The organism is Microbacterium phosphatis (assembly GCF_049177115.1).
Taxonomy (GTDB): Bacteria; Actinomycetota; Actinomycetes; order Actinomycetales; family Microbacteriaceae; genus Microbacterium; species Microbacterium phosphatis.
On the sequence record NZ_CP185370.1, the window covers coordinates 2176154 to 2195884 of the forward strand.

At 71.6% G+C, this 19731-nt stretch carries 17 protein-coding genes; 7 read left to right on the plus strand and 10 right to left on the minus strand.

What is annotated here, in order from left to right:
• Positions 1-37 precede the first annotated feature (37 nt).
• From ACOKGD_RS10390 to ACOKGD_RS10405, 4 genes are all read left to right on the plus strand, one after another.
• The gene (locus ACOKGD_RS10390) at positions 38-1024 is read left to right on the plus strand and encodes a Gfo/Idh/MocA family protein (protein WP_342337244.1); all 987 of its coding nucleotides are present in this window, start codon (positions 38-40) and stop codon (positions 1022-1024) included.
• A 2-nt stretch (positions 1025-1026) separates the two neighbouring features.
• Entirely contained in the window at positions 1027-2025 is a 999-nt protein-coding gene (locus ACOKGD_RS10395) for an NYN domain-containing protein (RefSeq protein ID WP_342337245.1), read from the plus strand.
• A 114-nt stretch (positions 2026-2139) separates the two neighbouring features.
• Positions 2140-3231, plus strand: coding sequence for a M24 family metallopeptidase (locus tag ACOKGD_RS10400; RefSeq protein WP_342337246.1), 1092 nt, complete (start codon positions 2140-2142; stop codon positions 3229-3231).
• A gap of 14 nt (positions 3232-3245) precedes the next feature.
• Entirely contained in the window at positions 3246-4118 is an 873-nt protein-coding gene (locus tag ACOKGD_RS10405; protein ID WP_342337247.1) for a glycoside hydrolase family 43 protein, read from the plus strand.
• On the opposite strand, the gene ACOKGD_RS10410 is transcribed toward ACOKGD_RS10405, so the two are convergent.
• The 6 genes from ACOKGD_RS10410 to ACOKGD_RS10435 all read right to left on the minus strand — a co-directional run bounded on the left by ACOKGD_RS10410 (position 4111) and on the right by ACOKGD_RS10435 (position 11156).
• Positions 4111-4986: a hypothetical protein gene (locus tag ACOKGD_RS10410; protein ID WP_342337248.1), complete on the minus strand. Its 876-nt coding sequence runs from the start codon at positions 4984-4986 to the stop codon at positions 4111-4113. The two genes, ACOKGD_RS10405 and ACOKGD_RS10410, sit on opposite strands and share 8 nt — an antisense overlap.
• Before the next feature lie 25 nt (positions 4987-5011).
• Positions 5012-6457, minus strand: coding sequence for a rhamnulokinase (locus tag ACOKGD_RS10415; RefSeq protein ID WP_342337249.1), 1446 nt, complete (start codon positions 6455-6457; stop codon positions 5012-5014).
• Positions 6454-8490, minus strand: a complete 2037-nt coding sequence (locus ACOKGD_RS10420) for a bifunctional aldolase/short-chain dehydrogenase (RefSeq protein ID WP_342337250.1) — start codon at positions 8488-8490, stop codon at positions 6454-6456. The genes ACOKGD_RS10415 and ACOKGD_RS10420 overlap by 4 nt, the downstream gene beginning before the upstream one ends.
• Positions 8491-8532: 42 nt before the next feature.
• The gene (gene rhaI / locus ACOKGD_RS10425) at positions 8533-9699 is read right to left on the minus strand and encodes an L-rhamnose isomerase (protein ID WP_342337251.1); all 1167 of its coding nucleotides are present in this window, start codon (positions 9697-9699) and stop codon (positions 8533-8535) included.
• A 47-nt stretch (positions 9700-9746) separates the two neighbouring features.
• Positions 9747-10094 (minus strand): L-rhamnose mutarotase, encoded by a 348-nt coding sequence (locus ACOKGD_RS10430; RefSeq protein WP_342337252.1) that lies wholly within the window; start codon positions 10092-10094, stop codon positions 9747-9749.
• Between the two features lie 87 nt (positions 10095-10181).
• On the minus strand, positions 10182-11156 hold the full coding sequence (locus ACOKGD_RS10435; RefSeq protein ID WP_342337253.1) for an acetylxylan esterase: 975 nt from the start codon (positions 11154-11156) through the stop codon (positions 10182-10184).
• A 115-nt stretch (positions 11157-11271) separates the two neighbouring features.
• Between ACOKGD_RS10435 and ACOKGD_RS10440 the strand changes: the two genes are divergently transcribed.
• Positions 11272-12273: a LacI family DNA-binding transcriptional regulator gene (locus ACOKGD_RS10440; RefSeq protein WP_342337254.1), complete on the plus strand. Its 1002-nt coding sequence runs from the start codon at positions 11272-11274 to the stop codon at positions 12271-12273.
• Between the two features lie 78 nt (positions 12274-12351).
• Here ACOKGD_RS10440 and ACOKGD_RS10445 read toward each other — a convergent pair whose 3' ends face one another.
• The 4 genes from ACOKGD_RS10445 to ACOKGD_RS10460 form a co-directional block, all read right to left on the minus strand.
• Positions 12352-13299, minus strand: a complete 948-nt coding sequence (locus ACOKGD_RS10445; protein WP_342337255.1) for an aldo/keto reductase — start codon at positions 13297-13299, stop codon at positions 12352-12354.
• 12 nt (positions 13300-13311) lie between these two features.
• On the minus strand, positions 13312-14973 hold the full coding sequence (locus ACOKGD_RS10450; protein WP_342337256.1) for an MGH1-like glycoside hydrolase domain-containing protein: 1662 nt from the start codon (positions 14971-14973) through the stop codon (positions 13312-13314).
• A gap of 138 nt (positions 14974-15111) precedes the next feature.
• Positions 15112-16443, minus strand: a complete 1332-nt coding sequence (locus ACOKGD_RS10455) for an ABC transporter substrate-binding protein (RefSeq protein ID WP_342337257.1) — start codon at positions 16441-16443, stop codon at positions 15112-15114.
• 229 nt (positions 16444-16672) lie between these two features.
• A complete protein-coding gene (locus ACOKGD_RS10460; RefSeq protein ID WP_342337258.1) occupies positions 16673-17683 on the minus strand; it encodes a LacI family DNA-binding transcriptional regulator in 1011 nt (336 codons plus the stop codon).
• Between the two features lie 201 nt (positions 17684-17884).
• On the opposite strand from ACOKGD_RS10460, the gene ACOKGD_RS10465 reads away from it, so the two are divergent.
• A complete protein-coding gene (locus tag ACOKGD_RS10465) occupies positions 17885-18829 on the plus strand; it encodes a carbohydrate ABC transporter permease (protein ID WP_342337259.1) in 945 nt (314 codons plus the stop codon).
• Positions 18819-19718 (plus strand): carbohydrate ABC transporter permease, encoded by a 900-nt coding sequence (locus tag ACOKGD_RS10470; protein ID WP_342337260.1) that lies wholly within the window; start codon positions 18819-18821, stop codon positions 19716-19718. Before ACOKGD_RS10465 ends, ACOKGD_RS10470 begins: the two co-directional genes overlap by 11 nt.
• Positions 19719-19731: the final 13 nt, after the last annotated feature.

Here is a 19731-nt window from a genome sequence, read left to right on the forward strand (position 1 = left end):
GTCCTGCGACGCCGGCGGCACCACCTAGGCTCGGAACATGACCGGACTGCGCTGGGGCATTCTCGCAACGGGCGGCATCGCCCACTCGTTCGCTCGCGATCTGCGGACCGCGGGCCTCGATCTCGTCGCCGTGGGCTCGCGCTCCCAGGCAAGCGCCACGGCCTTCGCGGCCGAGTTCGACATCCCGCGCGCGCACGGCTCGTACGAGGAGCTCGTCGCCGATCCCGACGTCGACATCATCTACGTCTCGACGCCGCACCCGATGCATGCCGAGAACGCGCGCCTCGCGCTCGAGGCCGGCAAGCACGCGCTGGTCGAGAAGTCGTTCACCGTCAACCGCGCCGAGGCCGAGAGCCTGCGTGACCTGGCGGCCGCGAAGGGCCTCCTCGTGATGGAGGCGATGTGGACGCGCTACCTGCCGCACATGATCCGGATCCACGAGATCATCGATGCCGGCACGCTCGGCGAGGTGCGCGCCCTGTTCGCCGACCACACGCAGAAGATCACCGACGACCCCTCGCACCGCCTGAACGCGCTGCCCCTCGGCGGCGGGGCGCTGCTCGACCTCGGCATCTACCCCGTGTCGTTCGCCTGGGACATCCTGGGCGAGCCGACGACGGTCCACGCCGCCGCCCGCCTCGGCGACACCGGCGCCGACACCGAGGTGGCGACCCTCATGGTGCACGGCTCCGGCGCGCTGTCGACCACTGTCTCGTCCGCGCGCGGATCCGGGCCGAACAGCGCGCACATCGTCGGCACCGCGGCCCGGATCGACATCGACCGGGTCTGGTACTCGCCGACGTCGTTCACGGTGACGGCCCCCGACGGCACGGTGCTCGAGCGCTACGAGACGGACATCGAGGGTCGCGGCATGCAGTTCCAGGCGCTCGCCGCCGAGAGGTTCGTGGCCGAGGGCGAGCTGCGGGGCCGCGAGCTGCCGATCGACGAGTCGGTGGCCATCATGGGCACGCTGGACGAGATCCGGCGCCAGATCGGCGTCGTCTACCCCACGGAGGAGAGCTGAACATGGCCGACAACGGTGGCCGCGTGGCGGTCTATCTCGACTTCGACAACATCGTCATGAGCTGGTACGACCGCGTCCACGGCCGCAACTCGTACAGCCGCGACAAGCAGAGGCTCGCCGACGACCCCGAGTTCGCGACGCGCCTGGCCGAGGCCACGATCGACGTCGGCGCGATCATCGACTACGCCGCGTCCTTCGGCACGCTTGTGCTGACCCGCGCCTACGCCGACTGGTCCTCCCCCGTGAACGCGACGTATCGCTCGCAGCTGGTGGGGCGCGCGGTCGACCTCGTGCAGCTGTTCCCCGCGGCGGCGTACGCCAAGAACGGCGCCGACATCCGCCTCGCCGTCGACACCGTCGAGGACATGTTCCGCCTGCCCGACCTCACCCACGTCGTGATCGTGGCGGGCGACTCGGACTACGTCCCGCTGGCGCAGCGCTGCAAGCGCCTCGGGCGCTACGTGATCGGCATGGGCGTCGCCGGCTCGACCGCCAAGTCGCTCGCCGCCGCCTGCGACGAGTTCGAGGCCTATGACACGCTTCCCGGCGTCACCGCGCCGAAGAAGCCGCGGGTCACCGTCGCGAAGGCCCCCGAGCCGACCGGGACCGCCGACGCCGCCGCCGAGCCGAGCGAGCCCGCCTCGGGTTCCGGGTCGGGGTCCGGCTCGCGCAGCCGCCGCGCCTCGCGGGCGAAGGTCGCGCCCACGCCGCCCCCGCCCGTCGAGGACGACGACACCCTGATCCCATTCGACGAGATCCCGCCCGAGGATCTGCACGCCGCGGCCTCGCGCCTGCTCGAGCGCGCGCTGCGTCTGGGCAAGGGCGACGACGACGCCGAATGGCTGCACACCTCGGCCGTCAAGCAGCACATGCGTCGTATGGACCCGTCCTTCAGCGAGAAGACCCTCGGGTTCCGGTCGTTCAACGACTTCGTCACCTCGCGCGAGTTCGCGGAGGTCCGCGAGAACGGCCACGAGCGCCTCGTCCGCCTGAAGCACTGACGCCCACGGCGTTGTGGTCCGGATCGGATCACGCGCCGCGCGTCGTCGTGAAAGCGGTTTCTCGGCTAGGCTGGCGGATGTCCCGAACACCTCGATGATGAGGAGCACCCGCCCGTGTCCCCGACCACGAGCCTGCGATCGCGCATCGCCCCCAGCCCCGACAGACCGCGCAAGCACGCGCGTCTCGTCGAGATCCTCGACGCCCACGGCGCGGATCGGATCCTCCTGACGGGCACCGAGGCGCTCGCCTGGTACTTCGACGGGCCGCGCACCGCGGTGCCGCTCGGGGGCGCACCCGTGTTCTCGGCGACGGTGCACCGCGACGGCACGGCCGTGGTCACGGCCCTCGCCAACGAGGCGGAGCGTCTCGCCCACGAGGAGATCGCGGGCGCCGAGTTCCGCGTCATCGACTGGTTCGGCGACCTGCAGGCGGCGGATCCCGGCACCCTGCGCGAGACGGATGCGACCGCCGAGCTGCGCGCGGCCCGCGCCTCGCTGCTGCCGTTCGAGCGCGAGCGCTACGCGGCGCTCGGCCGCGACATGGCAGCCGCCCTCACCCGCGTGCTCTCGGCCGCGACGCCCCGCACCACCGAGCGCGAGCTGGCCGGCGCCCTCTCCCGCGCGATCTACGAGGCGGGGGCCGAACCCGCCGTCACCCTGGTCGCGGGCGCCTCCCGGGCGCACGTGCAGCATCCGCTTCCGACGGACGCGGCGCTCGGCGACCGCGCGATGGGCGTCGCCACCGGGCGCCGTCACGGGCTGCACGTCAGCGTGACGCGCTGGGTGCGGTTCGCGCCCGAGGACAGCGCGACACGCGACGCCGAGCGACGCCTGCTCGAGGTCGAGGCCGATGTGTGGGCCGCCACCGTCCCCGGGCGCACCCTCGACGACGTCCTGGGCGACATCCGCGCGGCCTACGCGCGTCAGGGCTTCGGCCCGGATGCCTGGCTGCGCCACCACCAGGGCGGCCCCACGGGCTACAACGGCCGCGACCCGAAGGCGGCACCGGGATCGACGGATCTGGTGCGCGCAGGCCAGGCGTTCGCCTGGAACCCCTGGGCGCACGCCGACGGCGTGGGGGTGAAGACCGAGGACACCGTGATCGTCGACGGCGACGGATCGGTCACCGCGCTCTCCGCCGATCCCGCGTGGCCCACGCTCGACGTCCGCGGCATCGCCCGCCCCGCCACCCTCGATCTCTCCTGACCCCGGAGCACCCCATGCGTCTCGACGACATCCAGATCCGCGATCCGTTTGTGCTCTTCGACGAGGGCACCCGTCGCTACCACCTGTTCGGCAGCACCGACGCGAACATCTGGTCGGGCCCGGCGACGGGTTTCGACACCTACTGGAGCGACGACCTCCTCGAGTGGCACGGCCCGACACCGGCCTTCCGCCCCGCGCCCGAGTTCTGGTCGCACACGCAGTACTGGGCCCCGGAGGTGCACGCCTACGAGGGCGGCTTCTACCTGTTCGCGACGTTCACCGCGGAGGGTCGCCACCGCGGCACGCAGATCCTGCGCGCCGAGAATCCCGAGGGCCCCTACCAGCCGTGGTCGGACGGGCCGCTCACCCCCAGCGCGTGGGAGTGCCTGGACGGCACCCTGCACGTCGAGGACGGCACCCCGTACATGGTCTTCTGCCACGAGTGGAAGGACGTCGGCGACGGCGAGGTGCAGGCCGTCCGACTGACGCCCGATCTGCGCGGCACGGTCGGGGACCCGGTCCTGCTCTTCCGCGCGTCGGAGGCGGCCTGGGCGCGTCCGATCCCCCGGCCCGAGTTCGATCGGGTGTTCGTGACCGACGGGCCGTTCCTGCACCGCACGGCGGACGGACGCCTCCTGATGCTCTGGTCGAGCTTCGGCGACACGGGCTACGCGATGGGGGTGGCGACGTCCGCCTCCGGCACGATCGCCGGGCCGTGGGCCCAGTCGGCCGAGCCCCTCTGGCCCGCCGACGGCGGACACGGCATGATCTTCGCCGACGCCGCGGGGCGGTTGCTGCTCACGCTGCACACCCCGAACAGGACGCCGGACGAGCGCGCCCGCTTCTTCCCCCTCGAGGAGACCCCCGAGGGGCTGCGCCTCAGCTGAGGGGGCGCAGGCCGGCCGGCGACTCGATGAGCAGCTCGAGCTCGGACGGATCCGGCCAGCCGGGCAGCTCCTGGACGCCGCGGCCCTGCTCGTACCAGGACTGCTGCTCGGCGTCGGTCCAGCCGCGGCCCTCGCTGATCGACAGGGTCGAGAGGTGGCCGTTCGACACGTTCAGGTAGACCTCGAAGGTGCGGCCCTCGAGCGGCCGGTAGACGCCGATCACGGGGAAGATCGCGTCACCCGGCACCGCGAAGGGCGAGCCCTCCGGCACCTCGAAGCCGATGCCCGGCCAGAAGGCCGTGGGGTCGGCACCCTCGTAGATGCTGGCGCGCGCGGATGCCAGCTGCTCACGCAGCTCGGCGGCGCCGAACTGCTCGGTCGCGCCGAGCAGCAGGGCGGTGAGCGCTCGCACGTCATCGGGGAGGTCGACGGTCTGCGCGACCGGATCCTCCTCCGGCTCCGGGGCCGCCACCGGCGCGGGCGCCCGCCCGAGCGCCCAGGTGAGCGCCGCGAGCGCGACGGCCGCCAGTGCCATCACGCCGCGGGGGTCGGCGACGCCGCGCCGCGCGAGCCCCTGCTGGAGCCGCGCGTCGACGGCCTCGGTGGCCTCGGAGGCGGCGAGGAAGGCGCCCGCGGCGCCGGCGGTCAGCCCCGCGCGGGTGGCGGGTGCGGCGTCGCGAGCGGAGACCCATGCGGTCCATCCGCCCAGGGCGCCGAGTGCCGCCCGGTAGGCGAGACGGCGGCCGGGGCCGAGGCGGTGGGGATCGACCAGCGTGATGCCCGCGTTCAGCGCGGTCCACACCACACCGTGGGCGACGGTGCGGGGGTCGTTGAGCTGCGCGAGCACGTCGCGGAGGGAGATGGCCACGCTCCGAGGGTACCGGGTCGAGCCGTCAGGCCCGCGGTGTGTAGCGCACGGGATCGAACGCCCCCGCGACCACCGCACGCAGCGCCTCGAGGTCGCCCGAGACGAAGCCCGCGGTGCGGCCCTGGACGAGCAGATTCCCGATCGCGGTGGCCTCGACGGGGCCGGCGAGCACCGGCAGCCCGGCGCGGTCGGCCAGGCGCTGGCACAGCAGGCGGTTGAGGGCCCCGCCGCCGACCACGTGGATGGTCTCGACCCCCACACCCGACAGCTCGGAGGCCTTGCGCACCGCGACCGCGAACGCCTCGGCGAGGCTCTCGACGATGGATCGCGCGAACTCGGCCGGCGACGACGGCACCGGCTGGTCGTGATCCCGCAGCCACGCCGCGATCCGGGCGGGCATGTCCCCCTGCGCCAGGAAGGCCGGGTCATTGGCGTCGAACAGCCCCACGGGCCCCGTCACGGCGGACGCCTGCGTCAGCAGCGTCGTGAGGTCGATGGGGGTGCCCGACTCGGCCTCCCACGCGCGCACCGATTCGCTGAGCAGCCACAGGCCCATGACGTTGTGCAGGAACCGCACACGCCCGTCGACGCCGCCCTCATTGGTGAAGTTCGCCTCGCGCGCGGCGTCGGTGAGCACGGGCTGCTCGGTCTCGACGCCGACGAGCCCCCACGTCCCGCACGAGATGTAGGCGGCGCGGTCGGCGCGCATGGGCACGGCGACGACGGCCGAGGCGGTGTCGTGCGAGCCCACGGCCACGACCGGGGCGTCGCCGCCGAGCTCCGCCGAGACCGCCGGCAGCAGACCGCCGAGCGTCGCGCCCGGATCGACCAGCGGCGGCAGGATCGACGCGGGCACGCCGATCCGCTGCGCGAGCGGCAGATCCCACTCGCGCGTGGTCACATCGAGCAGGCCGGTGGTGGACGCGTTCGTCCGCTCGGCGACACGGGCGCCCGTGAGCATCCAGCCCAGCAGATCCGGGATCAGCAGCAGCTGGTCGGCGAGGCCCAGGGCCTCCCCCTCGGTGGCGAGCTGGTACAGCGTGTTGAAGGGCAGGAACTGGAGCCCGTTGCGGCGGTACAGCTCGTCGAACGGGGCGCTCTGATGCACGGCCGCGACCCCCGCCGCCGTGCGCTCGTCGCGATAGTGGAAGGGCACCCCGAGAAGGCGATCTCCGCGCAGCAGCGCGTAGTCGACCGCCCACGAGTCGACCCCGATCGAGGCCAGCCCCGGCTCGGCGCGGAAGGCCGAGCGCAGGCCGTCGAGCGCCCCGCGATACAGACCCAGGAGGTCCCAGTGCAGGCCGTCCGGCAGGCGGACGGGAGTGTTGGCGAAGCGCCCGACCGTCTCCATCGCGAGCGATCCGGATCCGTCGAAGCGGCCGATGATCACCCGCCCGCTCGTCGCCCCGAGGTCGACCGCGGCCACGGAGCCGGCGGTCGCCCCGGGCGCGGCCCCGCGCCGCTGCGTCATCGCAGGAACGCCGCGGCGACGCCCGAATCGACCGGCACATGCAGGCCGGTCGTGCGGCTGAGCTCGGGGCCGGTGAGCACGAACACCGCGTCGGCGACGTTCTCGGGCACCACCTCGCGCTTGAGGATGGTGCGGTTCGCGTAGAACTGGCCCAGGTCCTCCTCGGCGACGCCGTAGGTGGCGGCGCGGTTAGCGCCCCACCCCGAGGCGAAGATCCCCGATCCGCGGACGACGCCGTCGGGGTTGATGCCGTTGACCCGCACCCCGTACTCGCCCAGCTCGACCGCCAGCAGGCGCACCTGGTGGGCCTGGTCGGCCTTCGTGGCCGAGTAGGCGATGTTGTTCGGCCCGGCGAAGACGCTGTTCTTGGAGGAGATGTAGATGACATCTCCTCCCATGCCCTGCTGGATCAGCGCGAGCGCGGCGGCCTTGGAGACCAGGAAGGATCCCTTCGCCATCACGTCGTGCTGCAGATCCCAGTCGGCCTCGGTCGTCTCCAGCAGCGGCTTCGACAGCGACAGGCCGGCGTTGTTGACGACGAGGTCGATGCCGCCGAAGGCGAGCAGCGTCGCATCGATCGCGGCCTGCACCCCCGCGGCGTCCGAGACGTTCGCGGCGACCCCGACGGCGACGTCGGTCGAGCCGAGCTCCGCCGCGGCGGCCTGCGCCTTGGCGAGGTCGAGGTCGGCGACCACAACGCACGCGCCCTCCGCGGCGAGGCGCTGGGCGATGGCCTTGCCGATGCCCGAGGCGGCGCCGGTGACGAACGCGATCCGGCCCTGGTGGGTCTTCGGCTTCGGCATCCGCTGCAGCTTCGCCTCCTCCAGCGCCCAGTACTCGATGCGGAACTTCTCCGCGTCCGAGATGGGGGTGTAGGTCGACAGCGCCTCCGCGCCGCGCATCACGTTGATCGCGTTGACGTAGAACTCCCCCGCCACCCGCGCGGTCTGCTTGTTGGCACCGTACGAGAACATGCCCACACCCGGAACCAGCACGATCAGCGGATCGGCCCCGCGCATCGCCGGCGAACCCTCCGTCGCGTGCGTCTCGTAGTAGGCGGTGTAGTCGGCGCGGTACGCCTCGTGCAGCTCCTTCAGACGCGCGATCGACTCCTCCACCGACGCCGTCGCCGGCAGATCCAGGATCATCGGCTTCACCTTGGTGCGCAGGAAGTGATCCGGGCAGCTGGTGCCCAGGGCCGCCAGCTCCACAGCGCGCTCGGAGGCGAGGAAGTCGAGCACCACGTCGCTGTCGGTGAAGTGGCCCACCTGCGGGCGGTCGTGCGATGCGAGACCGCGGATCGTGGCCGCCAGCGCCGCCGCCTTCGCCCGGCGCTCGCCCTCCGGCAGCGCCTCGAAACCCGCACGCACCCCGCCGAACGGCGCGGGGTCGCCGTGCTCGGCGATGTAATCGGCGGCCGTCCGGATGATCCACAGCGAGTTCGCCTCGGACTGCTCGGACGTGTCGCCCCAGGCAGTGATCCCGTGCCCGCCGAGGATGCAGCCGATCGCCTGCGGGTGGGCCTTCTTGATCTCGGCGATGTCCAGGCCCAGCTGGAAGCCCGGACGACGCCACGGCACCCACACCACCTTGTCGCCGAAGATCTTCCCCGTGAGCTCCTCACCATCCGCAGCCGTCGCGATCGCGATGCCGCTGTCGGGGTGGAGGTGATCCACATGCGCCGCATCGACCAGGCCATGCATCGCGGTGTCGATCGAGGGAGCGGCGCCGCCCTTCCCGTGCAGGCAGTAGTCGAACGCGGCGACCATCTCGTCCTCGCGGTCGATCCCCGGGTACACGTTCACCAGCGCGCGCATCCGATCCAGACGCAGCGCGGCAAGACCCGCCTCGGTCAGCGTGCCCAGGTCGCCGCCGGAGCCCTTCACCCACAGCAGCTCGACCGGGTCGCCCGTGACCGGGTCGATCTCGGTGCCCTTGGCGGAGGTGTTGCCACCGGCGTAGTTGGTGTTGACCGGATCGGATCCGAGACGGTTGGAGCGCGCGAGAAGCTCGGCGACGGTGGGGTTGGTCATGTCAGTCCTCGGGTTCGTTCGGGTATCTGCGGTCGGCGGCGCTCAGGCGCCCCAGCCGGCCTGGGTGCCGCCGACGCGCTCGGCCTCGATGCGGGCCTGGTGACCCGACTCGAGCTGGGCCTGCATGGGGTCGGCGGGGAGGCCACGCTCCTGCCGCCACTCGGCGAGGGCGGGGCGCACGTCGGTGTAGAACGCGTCCATGAACACGGCGTTGGCGGCGAGCACGTCGCCCGACACCTGCGCGGCGCGCAGGGCGTCGGCGTCGACGAGAAGCGCGCGGGCGGTCATCTCCTGGACGTTGAGCACCGAGCGGATCTGGCCGAGGATCTTGTTCTCGACGTTGTGGCACTGGTCGAGCATGAACGCCACGTCGGGGTTGTTCAGGCCGCCGCCGCGGATCACCTCGAACAGGATCCGGAACAGCTGGAACGGGTCGGCGGCGCCGACGATCAGGTCGTCGTCCGCGTAGAAGCGCGAGTTGAAGTCGAAGGATCCGAGCTTCCCGAGGCGCAGCAGCTGCATAACGATGAACTCGATGTTGGTGCCGGGAGCGTGGTGGCCCGTGTCGAGGCAGACCAGGGCCCGCTCGCCGAGGGTCACGACCTGCGCGTAGGACGTGCCCCAGTCCGGAACGTCGGTGTGGTAGAACGCCGGCTCGAAGAACTTGTACTCGAGCACCAGGCGCTGCTCACCGGTGAGGCGCGCGTAGATCTCCTGCAGCGACGCGTTCAGGCGGTCCTGGCGGCCTCGGATGTCGGCCTGGCCGGGGTAGTTCGAGCCGTCGGCGAGCCAGATCTTGAGGTCGCGCGAGCCGGTCGCGTCCATGACGTCGATGCACTCGAGGTGGTGGTCGATGGCGCGGCGCCGGATGGCGTCGTCCTCGTGCGTGAGCGAGCCGAACTTGTACTCGTCGTCCTGGAACGTGTTCGAGTTGATCGTGCCGAGCGAGACGCCCAGGTCCTCGGCGTGCGCGCGCAGCCCGGCGTAGTCGTCGACCTTGTCCCACGGGATGTGGAGCGCGACGCTCGGGGCGAGGCCGGTCAGCTCGTGGACGCGCGCGGCGTCGGCGATCTTCTCGAACGGGTCGCGCGGGGTGCCGGCCGTGCCGAACACCTTGAAGCGGGTGCCGGAGTTGCCGAACGCCCACGACGGCAGCTCGATGGCCTGCTTCTCGAGGGAGGACAGGATCTCGGGAGTCAGGATGCTCATCAGCGTTCCTTTCAGTGGCGGCTTCGTCGCCGCGGGGTTTCGGAGGATCAGAGGGCCCGCGCGGCGGCGAGCTGGGTTTCGAGGTGGAACACCTCGGGGTGGGTGCGGGCGGCCTGGTCGGGTCGCCCGTCGAGCCCGAGGAAGAACGGCGCCATGGACTCCTCCCACTGCGCCGCGACCTCGGAGCGGGCGAGGTACTCCTGGGCCGCCGCGTCGTCGTCGGTCACGTAGGTGCCCACCAGCAGGCCGTCGCCGAGGTGGAAGATCGAGTAGTCGCGGCGCCCGGAGGCGGCGATCTCCTCGAGCATCTCGGGCCACACGGGGCTGTGACGGGCGATGTACTCGTCCATGAGGTCGGGCTTCACCCGCAGGGTGAAGCAGACGCGCCGGCTCATCGTCGAGCCCCTTCCGTCGATCGCGAATTGAATCGTTTCATTTGTACCACAGGAGGGGCCGGTGTCCCAGCCCCTCGCGTGATCCGGCTACCCGAGGCGCCCGGCGACCCAGCGCAGCTGCTCGCCGCGCTGGAAGGCCCCGCCGCCCTCATGGTCGTTGAACGGGTACACCTCGATCGAGCGATCCTCCGAGGCCCACGCGTTGAATGCGCCGAACACCGTCGACGGCGGGCAGATCACGTCCATCAGGGCGACAGAGAACAGCGCGGGCACGGCGGCGCGGCGCGCGAAGTTCACCCCGTCGAAGTACGAAAGCGTGTTGTAGACCTGCTCCTGACGACCGCGGTGCGCGGCGAGGTAGAGGCCGATCTCGCGGTAGGGGTTGGCGTCGGTGATGGTCGTCGCCCGCGGGAAGTCGCACAGGAACGGCACGTCCGGCAGCGCGCCTGCGACCTCGATCCCCGCGGCCACGGCGAGCGCCGTCGCCGCGATCGTGATGCCGCCGCCCTGGCTCGCGCCCTGGATGAACAGCGGAACGTCGCCCGCGAGCTCGCGCGCCGTCTCGACCGCACGGAGCGCGTCGGCGAACACGCGACGGTAGTAGTAGGTGTCAGGATCCTCGATGCCCTGCGTCATCTTGCCGGGCGTCGCCGAGCCGGACCCGTGCGGGTCCGGGGTGTGGCCCGTGCGCCAGTGCCCCCAGCCCTGGCCACGGGTGTCGACCGTGAGGTGGGCGTAGCCGGCGAGCGGCCAGTTCGACACCTCGTGCGGGGCGCCGCGTCCGCCGCTGTACCCGATGAACTCGACGATCACGGCCGTGGGCGCGCGGTCCGCCGGCACGGTCCACCATGCCCGGATCCCGTCGCCCGCGAAGCCCGAGAACGTCACGTCCGAGACGTCCACCAGCGTCAGGCCGGTGTCGACCGGCTCGACGCGCGGGGCCCAGGCGGCCGCGCGGGTCTCGGCGATCGTCGCGTCCCAGAACGCGTCGAAGTCGGCGGGCTCGGGAACGGACGAGCGGTACTCGCGGAGCGTCTCGAGGGGCATGTCGAACAGGGCCATGGATCGATTCCTTCCGGGCGGCGTCGTCGCCGCTCCACAGAAGACGCTAGCGCGAGTTGAGACGTTTCAGCGGTTCTCCCGGGTAACGTCGGATCACCGGAACAGGAAGGTGCGCATGGGCGTCAGCATCCGCGATGTCGCGGCGATGGCGGGGGTCTCGGTCGGCACGGTCTCGAACGTGCTCAACCGCCCCGAGTCGGTCCCCGAAGCCACCGTCGAGCGCGTCCGGGCGGCGATCGCCGAGCTCGGCTATGTGCGCAACGACGCGGCGCGCCAGCTGCGCGCCGGGCGCTCCACCACGGTCGGACTGGTGGTGCTCGACGCCCGCAACCCGTTCTTCGCCGACCTCGCCCGCGGCGCCGACGACGAGGCCGCGACGCACGGGCTGTCCGTGCTCATCGGCAACAGCGACGAGCGCCTCGAGCGCGAGCTGCGCCTGCTGGCCCTGTTCGAGGAGCAGCGCGCGCACGGCGTGCTCATCTCCCCCATCGGCGACGACCTCGGTCGCCTCGGCGAGCTGCGCGAGCGCGGCATCCCCGTGGTGCTGGTGGACCGGTCGGCCCCCGGATCCGGCTTCTCCTCGGTCGCGGTCGACGACGTGCGCGGCGGTCGCCTCGCGGCTCGCCACCTGCTGGACGGCGGACACCGCCGCCTCGCGTTCGTCGGGGGTCCCGCCGAGCTGCGCCAGGTGGCGGATCGCGCGGAGGGCGCCCGCGCGGAGGTGGCCGACGTCCCGGACGCCACGCTCGAGACCCTGCTCGTGGGCTCCCTCACGGTGGCCGACGGCATCGCCGCGGGCGAGCGCATCGCCGCGCTGGCCCCCGCCGATCGCCCGCGGGCGGTCTTCGCCGCCAACGACCTGCTCGCCCTGGGCATCCTGCAGGCGCTGACCCGCGCCGGCGTCGCCGTCCCGGCCGACGTCGCGCTGATCGGCTACGACGACATCGACTTCGCCTCCGCGGCGGCCGTCCCGCTCTCGTCGATCCGGCAGCCGAGCCTCACAATGGGCGCGACCGCGCTGTCGATCCTCGCCGAGGAGGCGGCCGATCCGGCGATCGAGGCACGCGACGTGCTCTTCGAGCCGGAGCTCGTCGTCCGGGCGTCGACCGGCGGCTGATCGCCTCCCCTGGCGCTCCTGGTCGCGACACGCCGCGTCGCCGGGTCTGCGCGCGGCGTGTCATGACCACCCGCGCCGTCAGCGGCGGTCGAGCCAGAGCTCCTCGGCGGGGACGAGCGTCTCGAGCTCGGCGAACAGCGCGTCCGGCAGATCGGCCGTGGCGGCCGCGACGTTCGGCGCCACCCGCTCGGGGGACGCCATGCCGACCACCGTCGTCGCGATCCGCGGATCGCGGGTCGAGAAGCGGATCGCCGCGGCCTCCAGGGTCGTCCCGTGCCGGCGGCAGACGTCGCGCATCCGGTCGATCGCCTCCAGGGTCTCGGCCGGCGCGGGACCGTAGGCGTACGAGTCGGGCACCCGTGCGGGGTCGGTGAGGGCGCCGCCGCCGAGCACGGCGGCGTTGATCAGCCCCGCGCCGTCGGCCTCCGCGCGCGCGAGCAGCGCGCCCGCCGATCGGTCGGCGAGGGTCCAGCGGTTGTGCACAAGCAGGAGCTCGAACACCCCGAGGTCCCAGTACCGCGACGTGACGCGGGTGTCGCCGCCCGCCAGGCCGATGTGGCCGATCTCGCCGCGCTCGCGCGCCGCGACGAGCTGATCGACCGCGCCGCCGGGCGCCGTCATCATGTCGAAGTCGTGGAACTCCGGATCGTGCAGGTGCACAACGGGCAGCGGCGCGATGCCGAGGCGGTCGGACGACTCCGCCAGCGAGCGACGCACCCGCTCGCCCGAGTAGTCGCCGCCCCGCGGGTCGACCTTCGTGATGACGAGCGTCTCCGGCGGGAGCGCGCCGTACTGCGCGAGCGCCGCGCCGATCCGCCTCTCGCTCTCGCCGTCGCTGTAGCCGTTCGAGGTGTCGATGGTGCGGATCCCGGCGTCCAGCGCGGCGGCGACGGTCTCGATCGCGCGGCCCTCGGGGACCTCGCCGAACAGCTTCGGCATCGATCCGAGCGGACCGCCGCCGAGGGTGAGGGAGGTGACCCGCAGGCCGGTGGAGCCGAGCGGGCGAAGGGGAAGGGCGGCACTCATGCGCTCAGCCTGTCAGAAGACCGGCGCGACGAACTCGGCACCCGCGCGCGAGGCGACGGACCCCCCGGCGATGGCGACCCGCTCGTTCGGCGCCACGGTCAGCTCGAGGTCGCCCGACGGCAGGGTCAGCACGCCGGTGACGGGGCGCGCGCCGACGCCGACCACCGCCTGCACCGCGCCCGCGCGATCGGTGACCACACGCCAGCCGCGCGGGAAGCCGAAGGCCGCGGCGCCGTCGCGCAGCACATCGACGCGTCCGTCGTCGGCGACGAGCTCGAACGCCGCCTCCCCCACCCGACGGCCGTAGGCGATCGCCTGCGCGGCCGCGCCGTGGTCGAGGCGCGTCGGGGTGAGCCCGGTGAACCAGACCTCGCCGTCCGGGCGCGGCAGGATGCCCGCGTGGCGCTCGATCGCATCGAGGAACCAGAGGATCGACGGCGAGTAGACCTCGGTGAACCCCGCGTCGCCGGACCACGGGTCCAGGCACTGCGGGAAGCGGTCGGCCACGGCGAGGGCCGCGATGACCGGCTGCGACACCAGGGCGAGCTCGGCCACGTGGCCGTGGCGCTCGAACGCGTGGGGCGCCCGCAGCTGCGCCAGAAAGTTGACCGGCCCGCCCCACGAGTTGCGCGAGGCGTCGTGATCGAAGCGCGGGTCGTCCATCGCGATGGTGGTGAAGCCGTAGTGCGCGAGGAACTTGCGGGTGTTCATGAGGTAGCGCCGCAGCGACTCCGTGAAGAACGCCTCGTCGCCGACCTCGTTGGCGAGCACCCGCGCGAGCACGTCTCCCTGCAGGCGGTGCAGCCGCCCGGTGCGGTCGCGGTCGTAGAAGAACCCGTCGGCCTCGTCGAAGCACTGCGCGTAGAGCGCGTCGACCGAGCGCCGGGCCGCGGCATCCCACGCGGCGGAGTCGCCGCCCAGCTCCTCGGCGATCCGCCCCAGGTAGGCGCGCTGCGCCGCGACGTTCGAGGTGAGATCGGGCGCCACGACGGGAAGCAGGGCCGAGTCGGGGTCCACCCGGCGCGCGTCCCCGCGGAAGGCGCGGTCGGGTGCGAACCAGAACCGCGGCGAGAGATCGTGGCCGGTGTCGAACGTGCAGAACGCCTCGACGCCGCCGGTGCCGAGGGTGTCGCGGTACCGGGCGAGCCAGGCGTCCATACGCTCCATCGCCCCCTGCATGACCGACAGGAACGCGTGGTCGCGACCGCCCTCGTGGCCCGTCAGCAGGTAGTGGTTCCACACCACGCGCGCGAGCGGGGTGACGATCTGGATCTGCGAGAAGGCGGGGCCGTCGGCCGTCACCTTGTACGGGATCATGCCGTCCTCCCGCTGGTGGCGCGCGAACAGCAGGAGGGTGTCGCGGGCGACCTGCGGGGCGAAGCGGGCGAGGATCTCGGTGTTGATCGTGCCCGTCGACTCGATCCAGGATCCGCGGTACACACCGCCCTCGTTGAGCACGGGCGCCCCGCCCCCGGGGTGGCCGTCGTCGAGCACCCGGATGCACTGCGCGAGCTCGGAGAGGGCGTCACGCCAGCGCGCCTCGAGCGGCCCGCCGACGGCGGCGAAGCGCACACCCTCGCGCGCGAGCCCCTCGGCGAGAGGGGAGCCGGCGATCCCGGCTGACGGATCGCTCTCGCGCAGGCGCGTGAGGGCCTCATCGGTGGCGGCGGTCATGCGGGTCCTCTCGGTGTCGCAAAGAGAAGGTCGGAAGGAGAAGAAGGACGGGCGGCCCCTGGATTCCAGGGACCGCCCGTCCGGATCACTCAGCGTGCGATGCGGCGGGGTGCGCCGGGGCGCCCTCGGCCGTCGGACTCACTGCAGGGCGGCGCCCAGCTCGGAGATCCACTGCTCGGCCGCCTGCTTCGGGGTCTTGGTGCCGAAGAGCACCTCCGACTCCATACGCTGCGACAGCTCGTTCATGATCGAGCCGCCGGCGGGCTGCGGCGGGGCGACGACGCCGCCCGTGAGGACCTCGTCGACGTACTCGGCGGCGATCTTGTTCGGCCCCTCCAGCGCGGGGGTCACGGCGGCGAGGGCGTCCGGGTTGAACGGCACTCCGCGGGTGTCCTTGATCAGCTCCAGGGCGGCCGGCTCGTGCAGGAACCAGTCGACCAGCTGCGCGGCCTCGGCGGGGTGCTTCGACGCGGCGTTGATCGACCAGAAGGCCGACGGCAGCAGGGCGACGCCGGAGACGTCCGTGTCGCTCGGCGGCAGCAGCATCTCGACGTTGCCGGCCGTCGAGTAGGCGGCCATCAGGTTCGAGTAGCCGAACGTGACCGCGGCCTGGCCGAGCGTGAAGGGCTGCTGGTCCGGCGGGAGCGCCCAGTTGGCGGTGACCACGGTCGGGTCGGGCAGGCCCTTGCCGTCGAGCAGCTCCTGCTCGATCTCGTACCAGCTGGCGATGTCGTCGGCGTCGACGCCGAGCTGGCCGTCCCAGTCGTACATGCCGGTCTCGGTGAGCTGGCCGGTGTAGGTGCCGAGGACGTCGCCGATGCGGAGGTCGATGCCGTAGATCGGCGCGCCCTGGGCGTTCTTCAGGCCCTTGCTGCCGACGGTGTTGGCGATCTCGACGAGGTCGTCCCACGTCCAGCCGGCCTCGGGCTTCTCGACGCCCGCGGCCTCGAGGATGTCGGTGTTGATGAACGCCGCGGTGGCGTTGCCGCCGGTGGGCAGACCGTAGAGCGTGTCGTCGACGAGCGCGTTCGTCAGCGAGAAGTCGGGGTAGTCCGACGTGTCGAGCTGATCCGACACCGTCGAGAGGTCGAGGAGCGCACCGAGCTCGCCGTACTCCTGCGGCTTGGCGCCACCGAGGGCGAACACGTCGGGGGCGGTGTCGCCGCCCGCGCCGAAGTCGGTCGCGAGGCGGTTGAAGAGGTCGTCGGGCGCGCCGACCGGCGTCTCCTTGACCGTGATGTTCGGGTGCTCCTCCTCGAAGAGGTCGATGACCTCGCCGAACAGCGCGGCGCGGTTGTCGTCGCCCCACCACGACATCTCGATGGTGACGGGCTCGTCCGAGCTGGCGGGCTCGGCCTTGTCGCCGCCGCCGCCTCCGCCGCCGGAGCAGCCGGTGAGGACGAGGGCCGTCGCCGCGGCGAGCGAGCCGAAGGCGGTCAGGGTCGCACGCGACCGGGTGATACGCATCATTGCGCCTCTTTCGGGAAGGGACGGCCCGTCGGGACCGCCGTTGATACCGGTTGCAGGAGGACGGCTGGGTGGTCCAGGGACGCCGTCCGAGGTTTTCCGATCTTTCCGGAGAAACCGCTTTCACGGAAAATTAGCACCCGCCCCCAGGACTGTCAACGCGAATCCGGCGACCGGCGCGAGCCGTGTCCAAGCCGTGATGAAACGTTTTACACGCCGGCGCGAGCGGCCGTCATCGGCGGGGCGCGGCGGCCGACGCCCGCGCCTCGAGCCGCGGCTGGAACACCACGTCGTTGCCCGGCTCCTCGCCGCGGATCAGCGCGTGCATGCGGTTCCAGGCGACCACGCCGAGTTCGGCATGCGAGACCGAGGCGGTGGTCAGGGCGGGGTCCAGGTACTGCGCCAGCGGGATGTCGTCGAAGCCCGTGACCGAGATGTCGCCGGGCACACTCAGCCCCATCTCGCGGAGCCCGCCGATGAGGCCGACCGCCACGAGATCGTTGAACGCGAGAGCGGCGGTCGCCCCGGAGGCGGCGACCTGCGGGGCCGCAGCGCGACCGTCCTCCGAGCCCGCGCCGGCGGCGATCCGGTCGATCCGCACGTCGGGGTGATCGCGGGCGAAGTCCTGCAGGCCGCGCTCACGGTGGGCGTTGGACGCGCTGCGCTCGGGGCCGTACACGTAAGCCAGGTGGCGGTGGCCGAGGCCGTGCAGATGCGCGGCGAGCGCCGAGATCCCCGAGCGGTAGTCGATCGACAGGGCGGGCGTCGCTGTGGCGTCCACCGGCAGGCTGCGGTTGATGAGCACCAGAGGCTGCAGCTGGGCAGACAGCGCGGCCAGCTCCTCGTCGGCCATACGCGGGGCGCACAGCACGATGGCGTCGGTGCGCCGGCGGATCTCCGCGGCCAGCAGCGGCTCGTCGCTCGGCGACTCCCCCGAGTCGGCCACGAGCACGCGGTAGCCGTCGTGCGCGGCGGTCTTGCTGAGCCCCGCGAGCACCGACTGGAAGGCGGGGTTGGCCAGGTCCGGCACAACGAAGGCGATGGCGTGCGTCTGGCCGAGCGCGAGGCTGCGCGCCAGCAGGCTCGGCTGGTACGCGAGCTCCGCAGCGGCCGCACGAACACGCTGCTCGACCTCCGGCTCGCCGGCGAACCGGTCGTTCATCACGCGCGACACGGTCGCGGGCGAGACGCCCGCTCGTCGTGCCACGTCGGCGATGGTCGCGCTCCTGCGCTGAGACGCCATGTTCCCTCATCCTCGAGTCGGCTCTGCGAGACGACATCTCGATCATCTGCGGTCCGGATGGATCCGGCCCCGGGTTCGCGGATGCATTTGACGAACGCCCCGTGACGTGATCATAATCATGTCACTCGTGAAACCGCTTTCACGACCCCGAAGGCCGACGACCCGACGTTGCGCAGGCCTTCCCACTGACGAGGAGGTCACGTGAGCAGCATCGGCGAGCTCCGCACCATTGCGCTGTCGCGCAAGAAGGGCGGGCCGCGTCTGAAGGAGAAGTACCCGGACAACAAGGCGGCGCTGATCTTCCTGCTGCCGTGGATCCTGGGCATTCTCGGTCTGACGGTCGGCCCCATCATCGCATCCCTGTACCTCGCGTTCACGGATTACAACCTGCTGCAGCCGCCCGTCTGGAGCGGCTTCGAGAACTTCACGAAGATGTTCGCGGACCCGCGGTTCTGGAACTCGTGCCGCGTGACGATCACCTACGTCGTCGTCAGCGTGCCGCTCCAGCTCGCCCTGGCCCTCGCCCTGGCGGTGCTCCTCGACAAGGGCATGAAGGGGCTCCCCTTCTACCGGTCGGTCTTCTACCTGCCCTCGCTCCTCGGCGGATCCGTGGCCGTCGCCATCCTGTGGCGCCAGGTCTTCGGCAAGGAGGGCCTGGTCAACTCGTTCCTCGGGATGTTCGGCCTCACCGACCTGCCCGGCTGGATCGGGCACCCCGACTACGCGCTCGGGACGATCATCATCCTGCACGTGTGGACCTTCGGCTCGCCGATGGTGATCTTCCTGGCCGGCCTGCGGCAGATCCCCGAGATGTACTACGAGGCTGCGGCCATCGACGGCGCCGGCAAGGTGCGCCAGTTCTTCTCGATCACCTTCCCGCTGCTGACGCCCGTGATCTTCTTCAACCTCGTGCTGCAGATCATCTTCGCGTTCCAGTCGTTCACGCAGGCCTACGTCGTCTCGGGCGGCACCGGCGGCCCCGGCGACTCGACCATGTTCTTCACGCTGCTGCTCTACAAGGAGGCGTTCACCGAGCTCGACATGGGCTACGCCTCGGCGATGGCGTGGTTCCTCGTTGTGGTGATCGGTGCGTTCACCGCGTTCAACTTCTGGCTTTCCAAGTTCTGGGTGCACTATGACGACTGAGACCGAGACCCTCATCCGCCCCGGGAAGCGCCCGCTGCCCCGGCGACGCGCCGGCGCCGGCTGGACCGCGCTGCGGGCGATCGGCAAGCACGTCCTGCTGTCGGCCGCCGCCCTGGTGATGCTCTACCCGCTGCTGTGGCTGGTGGTGTCGAGCTTCAAGCCGAACGCCGACATCTTCCGCGACCTCAGCCTGTTCACCACGAACCTCACCACCGAGAACTACGTCAACGGCTGGAACGACCTGCAGTACCCGTTCGGCACCTTCCTGCTGAACTCGGCGCTGATCGCCTTCGGCGCGATCCTCGGAAACCTCGTCGCGTGCTCGATGGCGGCGTACGCCTTCGCCCGTCTGAAGTTCCGCTTCAAGAACTTCGCCTTCGCGGTGATGCTCGGCTCGATCATGCTGCCGTTCCAGGTGCTCCTGGTCCCCCAGTTCCTGATCTACAAGGAGCTCGACTGGCTGAACACGTTCCTGCCGCTGATCGCGCCGAAGTTCCTCGCCACCGAGGCGTTCTTCATCTTCCTCATGGTGCAGTTCATCCGCGGCCTGCCGAAGGAGCTGTTCGAGGCGGCGCGCATCGATGGCGCAGGCCAAGTGCGCAGCTACTTCCAGATCACGCTCCCGCTGATCGTGCCGTCGCTCGCGACGACCTCGATCTTCACGTTCATCTGGACGTGGGGCGACTTCTTCGGCCCGCTCATCTACCTGCGTCTGCCCGAGCTGTTCCCCGCGTCGCTGGCCCTGAAGGGCTTCCTCGACGCGCAGTCCTCCTCCGACTACGGCTCGATGTTCGCGATGAGCGTCGTCTCGCTCGTCCCCCTGTTCCTCGTCTTCCTGTTCGGCCAGCGCTTCCTCATCAAGGGATCCGCGACGTCCGGCATCAAGTGATCGGCTGCCCGTC